Source organism: Vibrio sp. 10N.261.51.F11 (assembly GCF_041471665.1).
In the GTDB taxonomy this organism is placed as follows: domain Bacteria; phylum Pseudomonadota; class Gammaproteobacteria; order Enterobacterales; family Vibrionaceae; genus Vibrio; species Vibrio crassostreae_C.
This window is the reverse complement of the sequence record NZ_JBFROW010000022.1, coordinates 41,634-56,938: the sequence shown is the minus strand read 5'-3', so window position 1 is coordinate 56,938 and position 15,305 is coordinate 41,634. Positions and strand designations below refer to the sequence as shown.

Sequence of the window (15,305 nt, the reverse complement as noted above, 5' to 3'; positions counted from 1 at the left end):
ACTCAGCCTATAACGAGTTTAAGAACGCCAATAACGCTTCACGCTCGCTGCTACTCAAAGCTAAAACGTTTTGTTTCGCCATTTCTGCTTCACCGCCATGCCAAAGCACAGCTTCCATAACATTTCTCGCACGACCATCATGAAGTAAGAACGTGTGACCATTCACTTCTTTGGTATAGCCTAATCCCCATAAAGGTGTTGTGCGCCATTCTTGGCCATTCGCAAGATACTCAGGACGGTTATCCGCTAAGCCTTCACCCATATCGTGCAGCAACATATCGGTATATGGGCTAATTAACTGCTTAGAGAGTGCCGGTAAGCCTTCACGCTCTGCCGTGCGGAATTCAGCTTGGTGACAACTTTGACAACCCGCGTCTTTAAACAGCTTTTTACCCTGAACAACGACTGGATTGTCGACATTACGACGAATAGGTACCGCTAGATGCTGCGAATAGAACTCAACAAAATCTAAGATGTTGTCGCTGACTTCTGGTTTGCCACCATTTGGAAAGTCACCACAAGTTGATTGCGCTGATGTGCAGTTTTCATTCGGGAATAAGCGACTCGTTAAGCCTAAATCACCGTTAAACGCCGCCGCATTTTGCTGCATTAGGTTTGGCTGTCCAGCTTTCCAACCAAAACGACCTAGAGCCATTTCGTTGGTTTGAACATCGAGAACATAGTTAGCTTTACCTGAAATACCTTGTTTGTCGGCCAATTGCTGATCAGCAAATCCAAGAATCGTTTCTTTTGAAATACTCTCCAGCAGACCAAGGCCAATCATTGGCGGCGCAACGCGCGCAGAAAACTCTGTTTTAGGGTGCATCTCGCCAAAAGCAAGATCAGTAATCTTTAGGGTTGGTTTACGCAGAGTCACGACTGTGCCGTCTTTGAATTCAACCGGAACATCTGTGTAGCTGATGTTCACTTTACCCTCTGGTTTCACACCTTGAAGCGCGAAATCTTGTAACTGGCCGCCGTAAGTCGGTTCTGGAATACCACCATCACGAATGAAGGCTTGTCTCTGCTCTGGCGTTTCGGCTGGAATACTTAAGCGAACCAACATTGAAACCGCGTTCTCATCGCCTTTTTCAGGCGCATGACCACGACCATCTTTAATATGGCAGTTTTGACAACCGTTGGTATTGAATAGTGGGCCTAACCCATCACGCGCATCGGTTGATGAGGGTGCAGGTACCCAAGGGTTTCTGAAGAAACTGTTACCGACACTGAAATCCAAGCGTTTGCTCATTGGTAGATTGGCTGCAGGAAGAGAAAAAGCATTCGCTCCCTCTTTCTTCACAGTCGTTTTACCACCAGAGTAAGTTTCATGGGCATGTAATGGCGATAAGAAAAACAGTGCGGTTAATAGTGAGGCTGATAGATACGACTTCATACATTGCCTTGCTGTGTTTTTGATTTTAGTTTTTATTTGGGAGTAACTTTTTTGAATAACAAACAATTAAGGGCTCAATGAGAGCCCTTAATTGTTTTCGTCTCGGGTTCTTAGAACTCGTGATCAGCCGTGTCTGGGTTAAGGCTATCAATACCAATAACACCAGCGGCACGCTCAATCGCAGCGGTTTGAGACACTAGCGCAACAATTGTTTTGTTTACTAGTGCATTACCCGCAGCGTTGTCAGCAGCGATTAGCTGATCGAAGTGCTGGTTGTTTTTCTCTGCAGACGTTACTAATTCGCCTACTTGTGCACGTGCTAGGTCAAACTGCTTTTGAATCTCTTTCGCAGCTTGCTCATCTTTTTGCTCTACTAGGTCGAACAAGCTTGGGCCGGAAAGCAGAGTACCGTCTTCACGCTTGTATAGACCCGTGTAAACGTTGTAGATGCCTTGCTCGTTGTAGTAGTGAGAGTTGTGCGTGTTATCAGAGAAACAATCGTGCTCGTCTTCAGTAGAGTTTGCTTCTAGTGCAACCTTCATACGCTCACCCGCTAGCTCACCTAGAGACAGTGAACCCATGCCAAACAGCATTTTACGAAGACCATTCTCGCTAGATTCTGAAAGAAGCTCTTGACGGTAGTTGCCTTTCTCGCCTTCAGCCCACTGCTTTTCCATCCATTCTAGGTCTTGGATAAGTAGCTCAGCAGATGCTTTTAGGTATGCGCCACGACGGTCACAGTTGCCGTTAGTACACTCAGCGCCAACAACGAAATCAGTGTAAGCACGCTCACCTGCACCGCTGTTTGTACCGTTTAAATCTTGGCCCCAAAGTAGGAATTCAATTGCGTGGTAGCCAGACGCTACGTTCGCTTCAGAACCACCGATCTCGTTCAAGTCTGCGATTAGCTCAGGGGTGATGTTGGTTGCATCAACGGTAGTCTGACCAATTTGGAAAGTCTTGTTAGCCACGATGTTTGCGCTAGCGCCTTCGTTACCAAGTTCATATTGGTAATCAGTCGAAACATAATCAATCAGGCCTTCATCAAGTGGCCATGCGTTCAGTTGGCCTTCCCAATCATCAACAACAGCGTTGCCGAAGCGGAAAACTTCTGACTGTTGGTATGGTACGCGAGACTCAAGCCAAGCTTGTTTTACTTGTTCGAAGTTGCCAGCAGAAGGAGAAGCTAAGAAGGTATCAATAGAAGAGTTCAACGCTTTTGCTGTAATTACTGAATCTGCAAACACTGCATGCGCAATATCTGCGTAATGTTCTACAACTTGATCTTGAGTTACTGCTGCGAAAGAAGAAGCAGAGGCAAAAATGAGTGACGAAGTTACGGCTTTTGTCACTAAAGATTTAATGGTCATGAAGCATCCTTGTTGAGCTTTAAATTATTATTCGTAGTAATAGTGCAAACCATTATCATTTGCACTACGGATTAAAATAATACAAACTTACAATTTTATTGCAAGATAAATACAAAAAAACCTCACATATGTGAGGTCTTTAAACATTTTTATGTTAAGCGTAACAAAGAGGCTAATCAGATATCCAGATTATGCTTACCGTGTGAGACTTTTGCCTTCAGGTAGCTTTCATTACCCGATTTGATATGAGCAGAGGTATTCACCACTTCTTCAATCTCAATACCAAAAGATTTTAGCTCATTGATCTTCTTAGGGTTGTTGGTGACTAAGCGGATTTTTGTAGTACCTAAGGCGCGTAGCATTTCAGCAGCTTCAGTAAAATCGCGTAGGTCATCGCCAAAACCTAGGTGGTTGTTGGCTTCATAGGTGTTCATGCCTTCGCTTTGCAGGCGGTATGCATCGATTTTATTGTATAAACCAATACCACGACCTTCTTGGCGTAAGTAAAGAATCACTCCACCCGTCTCACCCATAATTCTAATGGTTTCGTCTAGCTGCTCGCCACAGTCACAGCGAGAGGAATGGAAAACATCACCAGTCAGGCACTCAGAGTGCATACGAACAAGAGGTATGTCTTGTGTCTTGTCTGCTGATTTAAATATCACAGCAACATGCTCTTTATCTGTTTTCAATCCATGAAAAGACAGAAGTTCAGCATCTATACTGCTTGTTACCCCTACTTTGAAATCTATTCTGGCACGCACTTCCGCCATAGCTATACTCACTTGAAAATTCGATGTATTTAACAACACTACATTATATGTCTAGGCAATATTTTGTAGCTAACTATCTAATGATAGACACTATGAGGCTGTTAACAATTTTTTTCAAGGTCGACCTCGTACAAATTGTTATAATATAACAATTATTTTTCACATAAGAAAAAACCCCACATTGGGATGACCAACATGGGGTTATAAATTAATCAGTTGCGGCTAAGACTACGATTTTTTACAGAACGATCAACTTACTTGAGTTTGCTTCCAGATGACAAGCTGAACCCAAGCGTTCTCTAATTCGGTTAACTCTTCTTGAGTAAGCGTAGAAATGCTCGACTTTGCACTGTATTTTTCTGCCCATTTATCAGATCGGACATGAGTATGGAACTCTTTCTTTAAATTTGAGATTACGTTATCCACAGATACATCCTTATATAGCAGTGCTTAGCCTTTATAATCGGTCAATGTTACAAAATACAGGTCAATTGGTAAACAGTAATACACAATTTTTATGAGCTCTTCCTAACACTTTTTACTGATAAATATATAAATAAGAGAAATAATAGGCTCGGTAGCAACCAAAGTAATAGATTTGAAACCTTCATCGCCGGCTTATAAAGTACAAATTCACCAAATCTTTCCGTCATATATCGAGTAATCTCATTATTACTCTTCCCTGCTTTCACCATATTGAACACAACAAGGCGTAAGTCTTTTGCTATTGGTGAGTTGGATTCAATCAGATTTTGGTTTTGACATTGTGGGCAGCGTAACGTTTTCGCCAAGCTAATAGCACGTTGCTGTTGTTCTGGGTTTTCAAACTCAAACAGTTCAACTTGAATACTCGTCTCTTTATTACTGGCAGTAAACAGATCTTCAGCCATGGTTGAAAGGCTAATCACTAAAAGAGCTGACAGCATAAACAAGGTTTGTACTAGAGACTTCATCATCCATTCACACCATCAAAATACATCGCAAGCTCATCTTTCCATACCATTTCATTAATCACGCCCAATAGCTTTTTAATGATCTGGCCATTGGCATCAACCAAATACGTTTCAGGTGTGCCGATTACGCCCAACTCTAATGCTAACTTGCCTTGAGGGTCACTGATCACGGTTGAGTACGGGTTGCCATCGTTCGATAACACGTTAATCGCAGCCCCAGAGTTATCTCGATAATTAAGCCCAACGATGGGAATGCCTTTATCGTGAAGTTGAAGCAAAAATGAATGTTCGGTTTTACATATCCCGCACCAAGATGCCCATACATTAACCAGTTGATAAGGGTGCTGCGTGACATCAGTAAGCGTAATTTTCTGCTGACCATTGACGCCTTCACTATTCACTAACGCAGTCGATGTAAATTCTGGAAATGCCCTTTGTTGTTCAGACACAATGGTCGACTGCTGCTTATTATCAAGCGCAAAGACAAATCCCAGCACCACAATCAATGCTAAGGCAATTAGAGTAATTAGCTTGTTACGAACGCTGGTATGCATACTGTGACGCCTTAACGGTTTTCTTTTTACGATGAGTCAATGAGAGCAAAGCGCCGATAATGGAGAACAGCCCACCAAACCAGATCCAGCGCGCATACGCCTTATACTGAACACGAAATGCGTAAGCGGTGGAATCGACTTTCTCGCCCATGGTGATATAAACATCGCCATGCCAGAACCACTTCATTGCAGGCTCACTCATGTTCATAACACGAACTTGGTAGTGTCTTCTTTCTGGCGCGATGGAAAAGCTTTGCTCGCTAGCATCTAATTCGAGTATCGCTTTTTCTGCAGTAAAGTTGGAGGCGACATAGAGCTCGGTATCACGATGAGAGAGCGTCCAGCCCATAAACTCAACCTCTTCACCTGGGCTCAATTTGTAACTTCGCTCAAATGAATGGTAACTGTTCATCGCGGCACCTATCGCTAATACTGCGACACCCACATGCGCCAACGTCATCACCCATACTTTGCGTTGAAACTTAGAGTTGCGCGTTACCGCTAAGCCGTAAACATGAGTCAGGGCTACCCAAAACGCAAGTGACCATGTCATTAGCACCATCACTTGGATCGCTTCAACTTGCAAAACATAAGTTACAAAGCCAAGACAGAGAGACAATAAGGCAATAATTCCAATCACACCTTTCGACGCTTGAGGTTTGATACTGAGCAATGGCGCTAACCCTATCACTCCCATCGCAAGCAGAGCCAATGGCGCAATAAGAAGATTAAAGTAAGGTGCGCCCACAGAGATATTTCCAAGGCCAAGTAATTCAAAAACCATTGGGTAGAAGGTACCAAACACCACCACCGCCGTACCCAGTACAAATATAAGTACCGCCACTAAACTCAAAAAACTTTTACTCGCAAAGCTAGTGATTGGATTCGACTCGAAAGATTCACCACGAACAATAAGAAGAGAAAACGAACTCACTAACACCAAAACCAGTATCAGCAACAGCGCGATACCTTTGGTTGGGTCAACAGCAAAAGCATGAACGGAAGTGAGGACGCCAGATCGAACAATAAAAGTACCGAGGATACTTAAACAAAACGTAATGAAAGCAAGGCTAAGTGACCACTTCAGCAACTGTTGCTTGCCTTTAGCAACACCCAAACTGTGCAATAGAGCGGTTGATGTTAGCCAAGGTAATAGGCTGGCATTTTCTACCGGGTCCCAGAACCACCAACCACCCCACCCTAACTCGTAGTATGCCCACCAAGAACCAAGAATGATCCCTGCGGTTAAAAAGATCCAAGCGACCAAACAACAACTGCGACAATGAGCGACCCAATCGAACTCAATCGGATCCACCAGCAAAGCGGCCACAGCAAATGCCAAGACCACAGAGAAACCAACATAACCCAAATACAACAGAGGCGGATGGAATATCAAACCAACGTCTTGCAGCATTGGGTTAAGGTCACGCCCTTCAAGTGGCAAGGTCGAATTCAGTTCAAATGGGTTCGAAGCAAATAAGGTAAACCATGCAAATATCGCGAGTAACACATTCATCACCCACAATACGCGGCTCTGATACTCAGAAGAATATTGCTTTTGTAGGGCAATCACACCCGACCAACAGCTAATGGTTAAGACCCAAAATAGCAATGAGCCTTCATGTCCAGCCCACACAGCGGCCATTTTGAAGAAGGTGGGTAATTGAGTATTGGAGTGTTCTGCAACATAGAGGATGGAAAAGTCGTCACCTACAAAGGCATAGCCAAGTAAAACGATAGCGCCAATGGAAAACAAAGCGCTAGAGAGGGAGAAACTGCGAATTAAAGCCACATTTTGTGCTTGTTTAGTTAGCATTTGATACATCGAATACACAGCGATAATGCTGCTGAGAACAGCGACCAAAATTAAACTAAACAGCCCCAAAGAACCGACCATATCACCTCAATCAGGCTCTACCTAAGCAGAACCAAGTTAAACCATTATTGGCATTGATTGCTCAACTAGCTGATGTAACTCAACTAGCTATTGCTACTCAGCGAAAAGAAATTTAGTGAGCAGATGTTTAGTATCCAACATCCACTCACTTATAACCTTGAGCGAAATTAAGCTAACGTTAATTGTCCTGCATAAAGGACAAACGTTCTTAGCATTAATACGCCCATCAGACTCAATGAAGTAACAGAGAAAATATACACAGTACTATGGCGAACCGATGCTGGTGTCACGGCGTTAAGCAACAAGGGTAAAACCATACCCACACCAATTACGCCATACCAGAACCAACTTGCCCAGAAACCACCGCCAATCGCGTTCCATACTGCCTGCTCACTTTGACCACCAGCAAATATCAACCCAGTGAAGAAAGTAACAAGGACAAACAGTTCAAACATAACAACAGGACGTTCGAAGCCGTGGATCCAAGAAATACTCGCACTATGCGGAGACTCCTTAAAGACCAACACACCAAATAAAATACATGCCGCCGCTCCCGAGGATAAACTCGAGAATAAGAACAATATCGGCAACACTGGGTTATTCAGCATTGGGAAGGTATTTAGCGCAGAGAGTAAGAAGCCAGTGTAAGCCGCAAGTAATAGCGCAAGCACAGCTAAGAATATTTCAAAAACATTCTCAAAAGATTCTAATTTGCCAATCCAGTTACTGACAAAATCGAGTCGCCCTTTTAACCATGCTTGATCACTCAAGAATACGGCAATCTGATTTCGGAATATAATGCCGATCCAAACAAATAGGATCACCATATACACTTGGAATAAGATCACACCCATCGACATCACTGACGTCGGATTATAAAAGATCATGATCTTCCAAAATGATAGTGGTTTCGTCAGGTGGAAAACCAAGATCAATAAACCTGAGATGATCCCGAATGGTGCTAGAAAAGCCGTTGCCTTTAATACACCATTATTCGCTGGATCGTCCTCAATCACCTTTCTCTTAAGGTAAATCGAGATCATCACTGCACCCGCTGACATACCCGCCAAAAACAGATAGATAGCAATGATCCAGTCCCAAACCACGGTACCTGATTGAAACGCTGTATCCCATGCACTCATAATCAAATCTCCCCTTTTTGGTGTGGCACTTTATAGAGTTTTGGCTGAGTACCTAGATAAGCCTTATCTCTGTAAACCACTTCAGATTTAAGTACCTGGTTTATCTCGCTCTTAGGGTCATTTAAGTCGCCAAATATCAGCGCATTGGTAGGGCAAGATTCAACACAAGCAGGTAATTTACCTTGCGCAAGATTGGTATCGCGGCAGAAGTTACATTTGTCGGCCGACTTATTCTTAGGATGGAAGAAGCGCACTTGATATGGACAAGCTAGCAGGCAATAACCACAGCCGACACACTTCTCTTTATGTACATCAACAATTCCTGTCTTCTCATCTTTATAGGCGGCGCCTGTTGGGCAAACCATCACACAAGGTGCATTATCACAATGTTGACAAGAGTTACGAGTGAAACGGTAATCAACATTTGGATATTCACCTTGAGGTTCGCTCTTTATGATTTCTAAGCGCGATACGCCTTCAGGCACTTTGTTTACTTCACGACACGCCTCAGTACAAGCAGTACAGCCAATACAAGCGGTTTCGTCATGAACCATTCCGTAACGCTTGGTGCCATCTTCCTGAACATTAGCCAGCGTTTTGCGGCTTGTAACCGCTGCAGTACCTGCAACACCAGTTGTGAAAATAACGGCACCCGCGCCAGCTAAAAAGTTTCTTCTTGAGCAGCTCATAGATTACTCCCCTTCTTTCTTCTGGTTGAAGTCTGAATGGCAATCCACACACAGCTTGATGGTTTGCTTTTTATCTAAGCCAAGCACCTTCGCTTCACTCGCATGCACATCGTGACAGTTTGAACACGTTAAGTTTTGTGCGTGTACGTCATGAGTCCAACTCGCTTCGCGCAGATCATCAGGCTTATGACAATCTATACATTGGCTGTTGGCATCTAGGATTAAGCTAGGATCGAGGAAAACCTTTTCAGTTCCGGGTTGTGATTGAGCCGCGCGATACTTCACCACCTCAGGTGCACCATCACGGTGATCGGGGCCAATAGAACTATGACAATCTGTGCAATTCACTTCACGGCCAAGCAAAGCGTGCGCACTCTCACCATGTGAACCAAATACCGTTTCTTTAGAATCTTTATGGCATTGGACACACTTGTAATCTTTGTCACGTATTAATTCGACTTCATGTCTTGTTGACTCTCCTACTGGCGTAACAGCAGGCTCTGCAACAGCATGAATGGAATAACCATAGAGGCAGAATGCTAGAAGGGATTTAAGCATTATGACTATGGCCAATTTAATATTGCCCATTTTATCCTTTCCTTATACCGGCATTATTTAACTCTCAACTAAATAATATTCCGGTTAAACAAAAGTACCCTTAAACGATATTATTACCGCTTAAATGATATCAATTCTTATTTTGGATAAGCCACAACGCTTTCTATATTTAGAATATGCCCCTAATTAGGTAAAGCGAAATATACAAAGGGTAATATGTGAACACAATCACCCTATTTATAGTGAGGGCATGTCGGGTAATTGTTTGTTATATATGATAATAATTCTCAATAAGACCAGTCTAACTTGATGTCCACATACCCCTTTAGGGCTATATAAACTTCAACGTGATTGAAGTCACTGTCATTAATTGATCTAAAACAAGCAAACATCCGACACGTAACAAAATGTGTTTATTTATGAATTAATATAAACAGCAATTCTCCAGTTCTTAATTTGAATAGCAAACTCACAACGCTTGGTATAAAAATCAGTATATTGGAGATATCACTGTGAAAAAGCATTGGATACGTAATTCCGTCACAGCATTATTAATGGTTAGCGCATCACTAGTAAGCGCGACCAGTTTTGCTGCGTCTGAACAAAAAGAAATTGGTGATCCTCGTAACGACCAGTTCGAGCAAAACCACCCAGATCAATACCATTCATGGAGACAAACGTCAGAGAGCGAAGCCATTGAAGACGCACTAAAAGAAGATCCAAACATGGTTATTCTATGGGCGGGCTACGGTTTCGCGAAAGACTACAACAAAGCCCGCGGCCACTTTTATGCGGTTGATGATGTAAGACAAACCCTGCGTACTGGCGGACCAACCGACGAAAATTCAGGCCCAATGCCAATGGCGTGCTGGAGCTGTAAAAGCCCAGACGTAGCACGCATTATTGAAGAGCGTGGTGAAGACGGCTACTTTGAAGGTAAATGGGCTCGTCTTGGCAGCGAGATAGTCAATCCAATTGGTTGTGCCGACTGTCACGATACTCAAAGTGAAGGCTTTAAAATTGGCGAACCTGCACTAAAGATCACTCGTCCTTATGTTGAACGTGCGTTCGATGCGATTGGGAAGAACTTCGAAGAGCAAGGTCGCTTTGATCAGCAAGCCTCTGTGTGTGCTCAGTGTCACGTGGAATACTACTTCACGGGTCCAACAAAAGGTGTGAAATTCCCTTGGGATAAAGGGACGCGTGTTGAACAGATGGAAGAGTACTACGATCAGATTGGTTTTAAAGATTGGACACATAAAGTCTCTAAAGCACCAATGCTAAAGGCTCAGCACCCAGGTTACGAAACTTGGCGTGAAGGTATTCACGGTAAGAACAACGTCGCTTGTGTTGACTGCCACATGCCTAAAGTGACGAAAGAAGACGGTACCGTTTACACCGACCATAAAGTAGGTAACCCGTTTGACCGCTTCGAAGACACTTGTGCTAACTGCCATACTCAATCTAAAGAGACCATGCGTAACATCGTTTCAAGCCGCAAAGCTCAAGTACTAAACATGAAGCTGACCGCTGAGAAACAAATCGTAGCCGCTCACTTTGAAGCAGGCGCAGCATGGGAAGCAGGCGCAACAGAACAAGAGATGGCACCTATCTTACAAGATATTCGTCATGCGCAATGGCGTTGGGACTACGCTATCGCATCTCATGGTGTTCACATGCACGCGCCTGAAGTAGCCCTAGAGGTTCTTGGAACGGCGGTTGACCGCGCAGCAGACGCGCGAACTAAGATTGTTCGTCTACTTGCGAAGAAAGGCATTACCGATCCAATCGAGATTCCAGATATCTCAACCAAAGAAGCCGCTCAGAAAGCGCTAGGAATGGACATGGATAAGATGAATGCTGAGAAGCAACACTTCTTAGACACCGTGGTTCCTAAGTGGGAAGAGCAAGCTGAAAAGCGTGAAGCTAACTACGAATACTAGTTCCTTCAAATAGACCAATAAGATAAAACCAGTCACACTGTAAAGGTGTGGCTGGTTTTTTAGATTTGGGCGCACTCAACCGTCCCAATTTCACATTACCTTTTAGCTAATTCAAGGAACAAAGAATGAAGCACTTACTTTCGCTTTCGGCATTATGCATCGCATTAACAAGTTCAGGACTTCACGCCTCAGAACGAGCAGAAACAGGGTGGGAAATGATTGAGGAAGGTGCGCTGGTCGTTGATGTCAGGACACCAGGAGAGTTCAAGCAAGGTCATCTGGACAATGCGATTAACTACCCTCTTTCTGAAGTCGCTACGCACTTTGCCAGCATAGACAAAGCTCAACCTATCGTTTTGTATTGCCGCAGTGGTAACCGCTCAGGACAAGCTTACCAGTATTTGAAAGCTCAAGGGTTTACACAGATCCACAACGCTGGCGGTTTAATTGAGATGCAAGAAAGCAAATAATCTCGAAATTACAGATAGTGCCCGTTTAACGGATCATTTGCTTAGCTTGGTTGATCGAATGGATGATAGAGACACGATCAATGCCTTTCTGGTTAGAATCGAGAATTTGAGTCCAAGCATCGATCGCTTGTTGGTAGCGCATACTGATGAAGTGATCGGTCGCTATCAACATCAATGCCGTACGATCGTTGGGATCAAGCTCCATGGATTGATTTAAGAGCACTTTCACATCATCACTCATCGCCTGTGAACTTAGGTAATACAAGGCGCTCGCTTTAGCTGCATAAAGCCCTGAAGGCGCCTGTGGGTCTAAACGAATCGCATAGTCGTAACAGGTAAATGCAGCATCAAACTCCCCTTTCTGCATATAAACACCACCAAGCTTAAACCAAAGGTCTGATTGATTAGGGTCTTGCTCCAGGCTCTGCTGAAGTTCATTTTGGAAATCTGTTGCTGTATAGCTGCTGTCGTCACTTGAAGTAAGTTGAGGGGCTTCTTGTTTCATCTGAGACCAAACCAGAATGCTGGCTAATATCGCCACACATGAAATAAGGAGGTTGCCTTTAAGATGACTGGTTTTTCTGTTTGATGCGATCACGATTGCCACTAGAAATAGGCTCATTAGCAGCAAAGCAATCAGTAACCAGATATCCATTCCATTCTCCTTTCATTGACGCTTTACTGTACCTTTTTCTCACTAAAACAATATTGATCGAGGTTTAGCTATTGGCTTTTAAACAAGTCACAGCCAAATTCTAGGTAATAAAAAACCGAGCACAATGGCTCGGCTTTTTGTCTCAACTTCTATTTATAGAAGTGAAAGATTACTCAGTGTCTTGCTCGCTATCAGAAGCGTCTGATGCTTGCTCTTCACTTGATTCAGAAACGACTGCTGCTTCAGCGTTTGCTACTTCAGCTTCGCCTTCAACAACCTCAGCTTCTTCTACTTCGTCGATACGTTGTAGACCTACAACGTTCTCGTCGTCAGAAGTACGAATCAGTGTTACACCTTGAGTGTTACGACCAACTTGGCTCACTTCCGCAACGCGAGTACGTACTAGCGTACCTGCGTCGGTGATCATCATCATTTCGTCGCCTTCTTCAACTTGAACAGCGCCAACAACTGGGCCATTACGTTCAGAGACTTTGATAGATACTACACCTTGCGTTGCACGGCCTTTTGTTGGGTATTCAGCTAGTTCAGTACGCTTACCGTAACCGTTTTGAGTCACAGTTAGGATATCGCCTTCGTTAGAAGGAACAATCAACGATACTACTTGATCGTCTTCTGGAAGCTTCATACCACGAACACCAGAGGCAGTACGGCCCATTGCACGTACTTTGTCCTCGTTAAAGCGAACAACTTTGCCCGATTTAGAGAACAGCATGATGTCGCTATCACCGTTAGTGATGTCAACGCCAATCAGTGAATCATCGTCACGTAGGTTAACTGCAATTAGGCCGTTAGCACGTACGTTTGCGAACTGATCCAGTGATGTCTTCTTAACAGTACCGTCACCCGTTGCCATGAAGATGAATTTCTCGTTAGAGAACTCAGAAACAGGCAGGATAGCCGTGATACGCTCACCTTCTTCTAGAGGAAGAATGTTAACGATAGGCTTACCACGAGCAGTACGACTTGCTAATGGCAGTTGGTAAACTTTCAGACGGTATGTCTTACCACGAGTAGAGAAACATAGGATGTTATCGTGAGTATTAGCAACAAGCAGACGCTCAATGTAATCCTCATCTTTCATCTTAGTTGCACTCTTACCTTTACCACCACGACGCTGAGCTTCGTAGTCGCTTAGGATTTGGTACTTAACGTAACCTGCGTTAGAAAGCGTTACTACAACGTCTTCTTGAGCAATCAGCTCTTCCATGTCGATGTCATGAACTGCCGCTGTGATTTCTGTACGACGCTCGTCGCCATAGATTTCACGTACTGCTTCAAGTTCTTCACGGATAACTTCCATCAAACGCTCAGTGCTTGCAAGAATGTGCATTAGCTCAGCGATTTCTTCTAGAAGGGCTTTGTACTCGTCTAGAATCTTCTCGTGCTCAAGGCCTGTTAGGCGGTGAAGACGAAGTTCTAGAATTGCTTGTGCTTGTGTTTCCGTTAGGAAGTATTGACCATCGCGGATGCCGTATTGGTCTTCTAACCAATCAGGACGAGCTGCGTCAGTACCTGCACGCTCAAGCATTGAAGCAACGTTACCAAGATCCCAACCACGAGACACTAAACCAACTTTAGCTTCTGCTGGTGTTGGCGCGCTCTTGATCAGTTCAATGATTTCATCAATGTTAGCAAGTGCTAGAGACAATGCTTCAAGGATGTGTGCACGGTCGCGTGCTTTCTTCAATTCGAAGATAGTACGACGAGTCACAACTTCGCGACGGTGGTCTACGAAGCACTTAAGCATGTCTTTGATGTTGAACAACTGTGGTTGACCGTTATTCAACGCAACCATGTTGATACCGAAAGTCGTTTGCAGTTGAGTTTGAGCGTATAGGTTGTTAAGAACCACTTCGCCTACTGCATCACGCTTACATTCAATAACAATACGCATACCGTCTTTATCAGACTCGTCACGCAGTGCACTGATGCCTTCTACTTTCTTATCTTTAACCAGTTCAGCAATCTTCTCGATCAAACGAGCTTTGTTTACTTGGTAAGGGATCTCAGTAACGATAATGGTTTCTTTACCATTCTTCTCTACTTCGATATCCGCTTTTGAACGCATGTAAACCTTACCGCGGCCAGTCTTGTAAGCATCTACGATGCCTTTACGACCACTGATAAGTGCTGCTGTTGGGAAGTCAGGACCAGGGATATAGTCCATTAGCTCATCAATAGTGATATCTTCATTATTGATAAATGCTAAACAGCCATCAACAACTTCACCAAGGTTATGTGGTGGGATGTTGGTAGCCATACCTACTGCGATACCAGAAGCACCGTTTACCAATAGGTTAGGAATTTTTGTAGGAAGTACTGCTGGAATTTGTTCTGTACCATCGTAGTTCGGTACGTAATCCACAGTTTCCTTATCAAGGTCAGCCAGGAGCTCGTGAGCAATTTTCGCCATACGAACTTCGGTATAACGCATTGCAGCCGCGGAGTCGCCATCGATAGAACCAAAGTTACCTTGGCCATCAACTAGCATGTAACGCAGTGAGAACGGTTGCGCCATACGAACAATAGTATCGTATACAGCACTATCACCATGTGGGTGGTATTTACCGATTACATCACCTACTACACGAGCAGACTTTTTATATGGTTTGTTCCAATCATTACCTAGTACATTCATCGCGAACAAAACGCGGCGGTGTACAGGTTTTAGGCCATCACGCACATCTGGAAGGGCACGACCAACGATGACGGACATCGCGTAGTCTAGGTATGAACCTCTAAGCTCATCTTCAATATTTACGGGCGTGATCTCTTTCGCTAGATCGCTCATAGAGCCATTTTCCCTCTATAGTCAGATCGTATTTTTGAATACGTATAAGACCGAAAAATATAACACAAATTTACCTACGGAGGCATCACTTTC

General features: G+C 43.8%; 14 protein-coding genes. 2 read left to right on the top strand and 12 right to left on the bottom strand.

What is annotated here, in order from left to right:
- Positions 1-7: 7 nt before the first annotated feature.
- From AB4351_RS07995 to nrfB, 10 genes are all read right to left on the bottom strand, one after another.
- The gene (locus AB4351_RS07995) at positions 8-1,396 is read right to left on the bottom strand and encodes a di-heme oxidoredictase family protein (protein ID WP_372125592.1); all 1,389 of its coding nucleotides are present in this window, start codon (positions 1,394-1,396) and stop codon (positions 8-10) included.
- A 110-nt stretch (positions 1,397-1,506) separates the two neighbouring features.
- Positions 1,507-2,766: an imelysin family protein gene (locus AB4351_RS07990; RefSeq protein ID WP_017063566.1), complete on the bottom strand. Its 1,260-nt coding sequence runs from the start codon at positions 2,764-2,766 to the stop codon at positions 1,507-1,509.
- A 176-nt stretch (positions 2,767-2,942) separates the two neighbouring features.
- Positions 2,943-3,539: a GTP cyclohydrolase II gene (ribA, locus tag AB4351_RS07985; RefSeq protein WP_009848836.1), complete on the bottom strand. Its 597-nt coding sequence runs from the start codon at positions 3,537-3,539 to the stop codon at positions 2,943-2,945.
- 249 nt (positions 3,540-3,788) lie between these two features.
- A complete protein-coding gene (locus tag AB4351_RS07980) occupies positions 3,789-3,965 on the bottom strand; it encodes a hypothetical protein (RefSeq protein ID WP_017063565.1) in 177 nt (58 codons plus the stop codon).
- An 89-nt stretch (positions 3,966-4,054) separates the two neighbouring features.
- Entirely contained in the window at positions 4,055-4,495 is a 441-nt protein-coding gene (gene nrfF, locus AB4351_RS07975; protein ID WP_017066836.1) for a heme lyase NrfEFG subunit NrfF, read from the bottom strand.
- Positions 4,492-5,046 carry a DsbE family thiol:disulfide interchange protein gene (locus tag AB4351_RS07970; protein WP_017063563.1) on the bottom strand — a complete coding sequence of 185 codons (555 nt, stop codon included), beginning with the start codon at positions 5,044-5,046 and terminating at the stop codon, positions 4,492-4,494. The genes nrfF and AB4351_RS07970 overlap by 4 nt, the downstream gene beginning before the upstream one ends.
- Positions 5,027-6,943: a heme lyase CcmF/NrfE family subunit gene (locus tag AB4351_RS07965; RefSeq protein ID WP_017066838.1), complete on the bottom strand. Its 1,917-nt coding sequence runs from the start codon at positions 6,941-6,943 to the stop codon at positions 5,027-5,029. Before AB4351_RS07965 ends, AB4351_RS07970 begins: the two co-directional genes overlap by 20 nt.
- Positions 6,944-7,110: 167 nt before the next feature.
- Positions 7,111-8,085: a cytochrome c nitrite reductase subunit NrfD gene (gene nrfD, locus AB4351_RS07960; RefSeq protein WP_017063561.1), complete on the bottom strand. Its 975-nt coding sequence runs from the start codon at positions 8,083-8,085 to the stop codon at positions 7,111-7,113.
- A 2-nt stretch (positions 8,086-8,087) separates the two neighbouring features.
- The gene (nrfC, locus tag AB4351_RS07955) at positions 8,088-8,774 is read right to left on the bottom strand and encodes a cytochrome c nitrite reductase Fe-S protein (protein ID WP_017060985.1); all 687 of its coding nucleotides are present in this window, start codon (positions 8,772-8,774) and stop codon (positions 8,088-8,090) included.
- A 3-nt stretch (positions 8,775-8,777) separates the two neighbouring features.
- Entirely contained in the window at positions 8,778-9,362 is a 585-nt protein-coding gene (nrfB, locus tag AB4351_RS07950) for a cytochrome c nitrite reductase pentaheme subunit (RefSeq protein WP_008222036.1), read from the bottom strand.
- Positions 9,363-9,844: 482 nt separating this feature from the next.
- On the opposite strand from nrfB, the gene nrfA reads away from it, so the two are divergent.
- Both nrfA and AB4351_RS07940 read left to right on the top strand, forming a co-directional pair.
- On the top strand, positions 9,845-11,275 hold the full coding sequence (gene nrfA / locus AB4351_RS07945) for an ammonia-forming nitrite reductase cytochrome c552 subunit (protein ID WP_372125590.1): 1,431 nt from the start codon (positions 9,845-9,847) through the stop codon (positions 11,273-11,275).
- A 125-nt stretch (positions 11,276-11,400) separates the two neighbouring features.
- The gene (locus AB4351_RS07940; RefSeq protein WP_017063559.1) at positions 11,401-11,745 is read left to right on the top strand and encodes a rhodanese-like domain-containing protein; all 345 of its coding nucleotides are present in this window, start codon (positions 11,401-11,403) and stop codon (positions 11,743-11,745) included.
- A 25-nt stretch (positions 11,746-11,770) separates the two neighbouring features.
- Here AB4351_RS07940 and AB4351_RS07935 read toward each other — a convergent pair whose 3' ends face one another.
- Positions 11,771-12,400: a tetratricopeptide repeat protein gene (locus tag AB4351_RS07935; RefSeq protein ID WP_017066842.1), complete on the bottom strand. Its 630-nt coding sequence runs from the start codon at positions 12,398-12,400 to the stop codon at positions 11,771-11,773.
- A gap of 169 nt (positions 12,401-12,569) precedes the next feature.
- Positions 12,570-15,212 (bottom strand): DNA topoisomerase (ATP-hydrolyzing) subunit A, encoded by a 2,643-nt coding sequence (gene gyrA / locus AB4351_RS07930; protein ID WP_017072500.1) that lies wholly within the window; start codon positions 15,210-15,212, stop codon positions 12,570-12,572.
- Between the last annotated feature and the right edge of the window lie 93 nt (positions 15,213-15,305).

Bases quoted from the DNA above. Each gene is read 5' to 3' on its own strand.
- AB4351_RS07995 (WP_372125592.1), bottom strand. From the start codon at position 1,396: ATGAAGTCGTATCTATCAGCCTCACTATTAACCGCACTGTTTTTCTTA.
- AB4351_RS07990 (WP_017063566.1), bottom strand. From the start codon at position 2,766: ATGACCATTAAATCTTTAGTGACAAAAGCCGTAACTTCGTCACTCATT.
- ribA (WP_009848836.1), bottom strand. From the start codon at position 3,539: ATGGCGGAAGTGCGTGCCAGAATAGATTTCAAAGTAGGGGTAACAAGC.
- nrfF (WP_017066836.1), bottom strand. From the start codon at position 4,495: ATGATGAAGTCTCTAGTACAAACCTTGTTTATGCTGTCAGCTCTTTTA.
- AB4351_RS07970 (WP_017063563.1), bottom strand. From the start codon at position 5,046: ATGCATACCAGCGTTCGTAACAAGCTAATTACTCTAATTGCCTTAGCA.
- AB4351_RS07965 (WP_017066838.1), bottom strand. From the start codon at position 6,943: ATGGTCGGTTCTTTGGGGCTGTTTAGTTTAATTTTGGTCGCTGTTCTC.
- nrfD (WP_017063561.1), bottom strand. From the start codon at position 8,085: ATGAGTGCATGGGATACAGCGTTTCAATCAGGTACCGTGGTTTGGGAC.
- nrfC (WP_017060985.1), bottom strand. From the start codon at position 8,774: ATGAGCTGCTCAAGAAGAAACTTTTTAGCTGGCGCGGGTGCCGTTATT.
- nrfB (WP_008222036.1), bottom strand. From the start codon at position 9,362: ATGGGCAATATTAAATTGGCCATAGTCATAATGCTTAAATCCCTTCTA.
- AB4351_RS07940 (WP_017063559.1), top strand. From the start codon at position 11,401: ATGAAGCACTTACTTTCGCTTTCGGCATTATGCATCGCATTAACAAGT.
- AB4351_RS07935 (WP_017066842.1), bottom strand. From the start codon at position 12,400: ATGGATATCTGGTTACTGATTGCTTTGCTGCTAATGAGCCTATTTCTA.
- gyrA (WP_017072500.1), bottom strand. From the start codon at position 15,212: ATGAGCGATCTAGCGAAAGAGATCACGCCCGTAAATATTGAAGATGAG.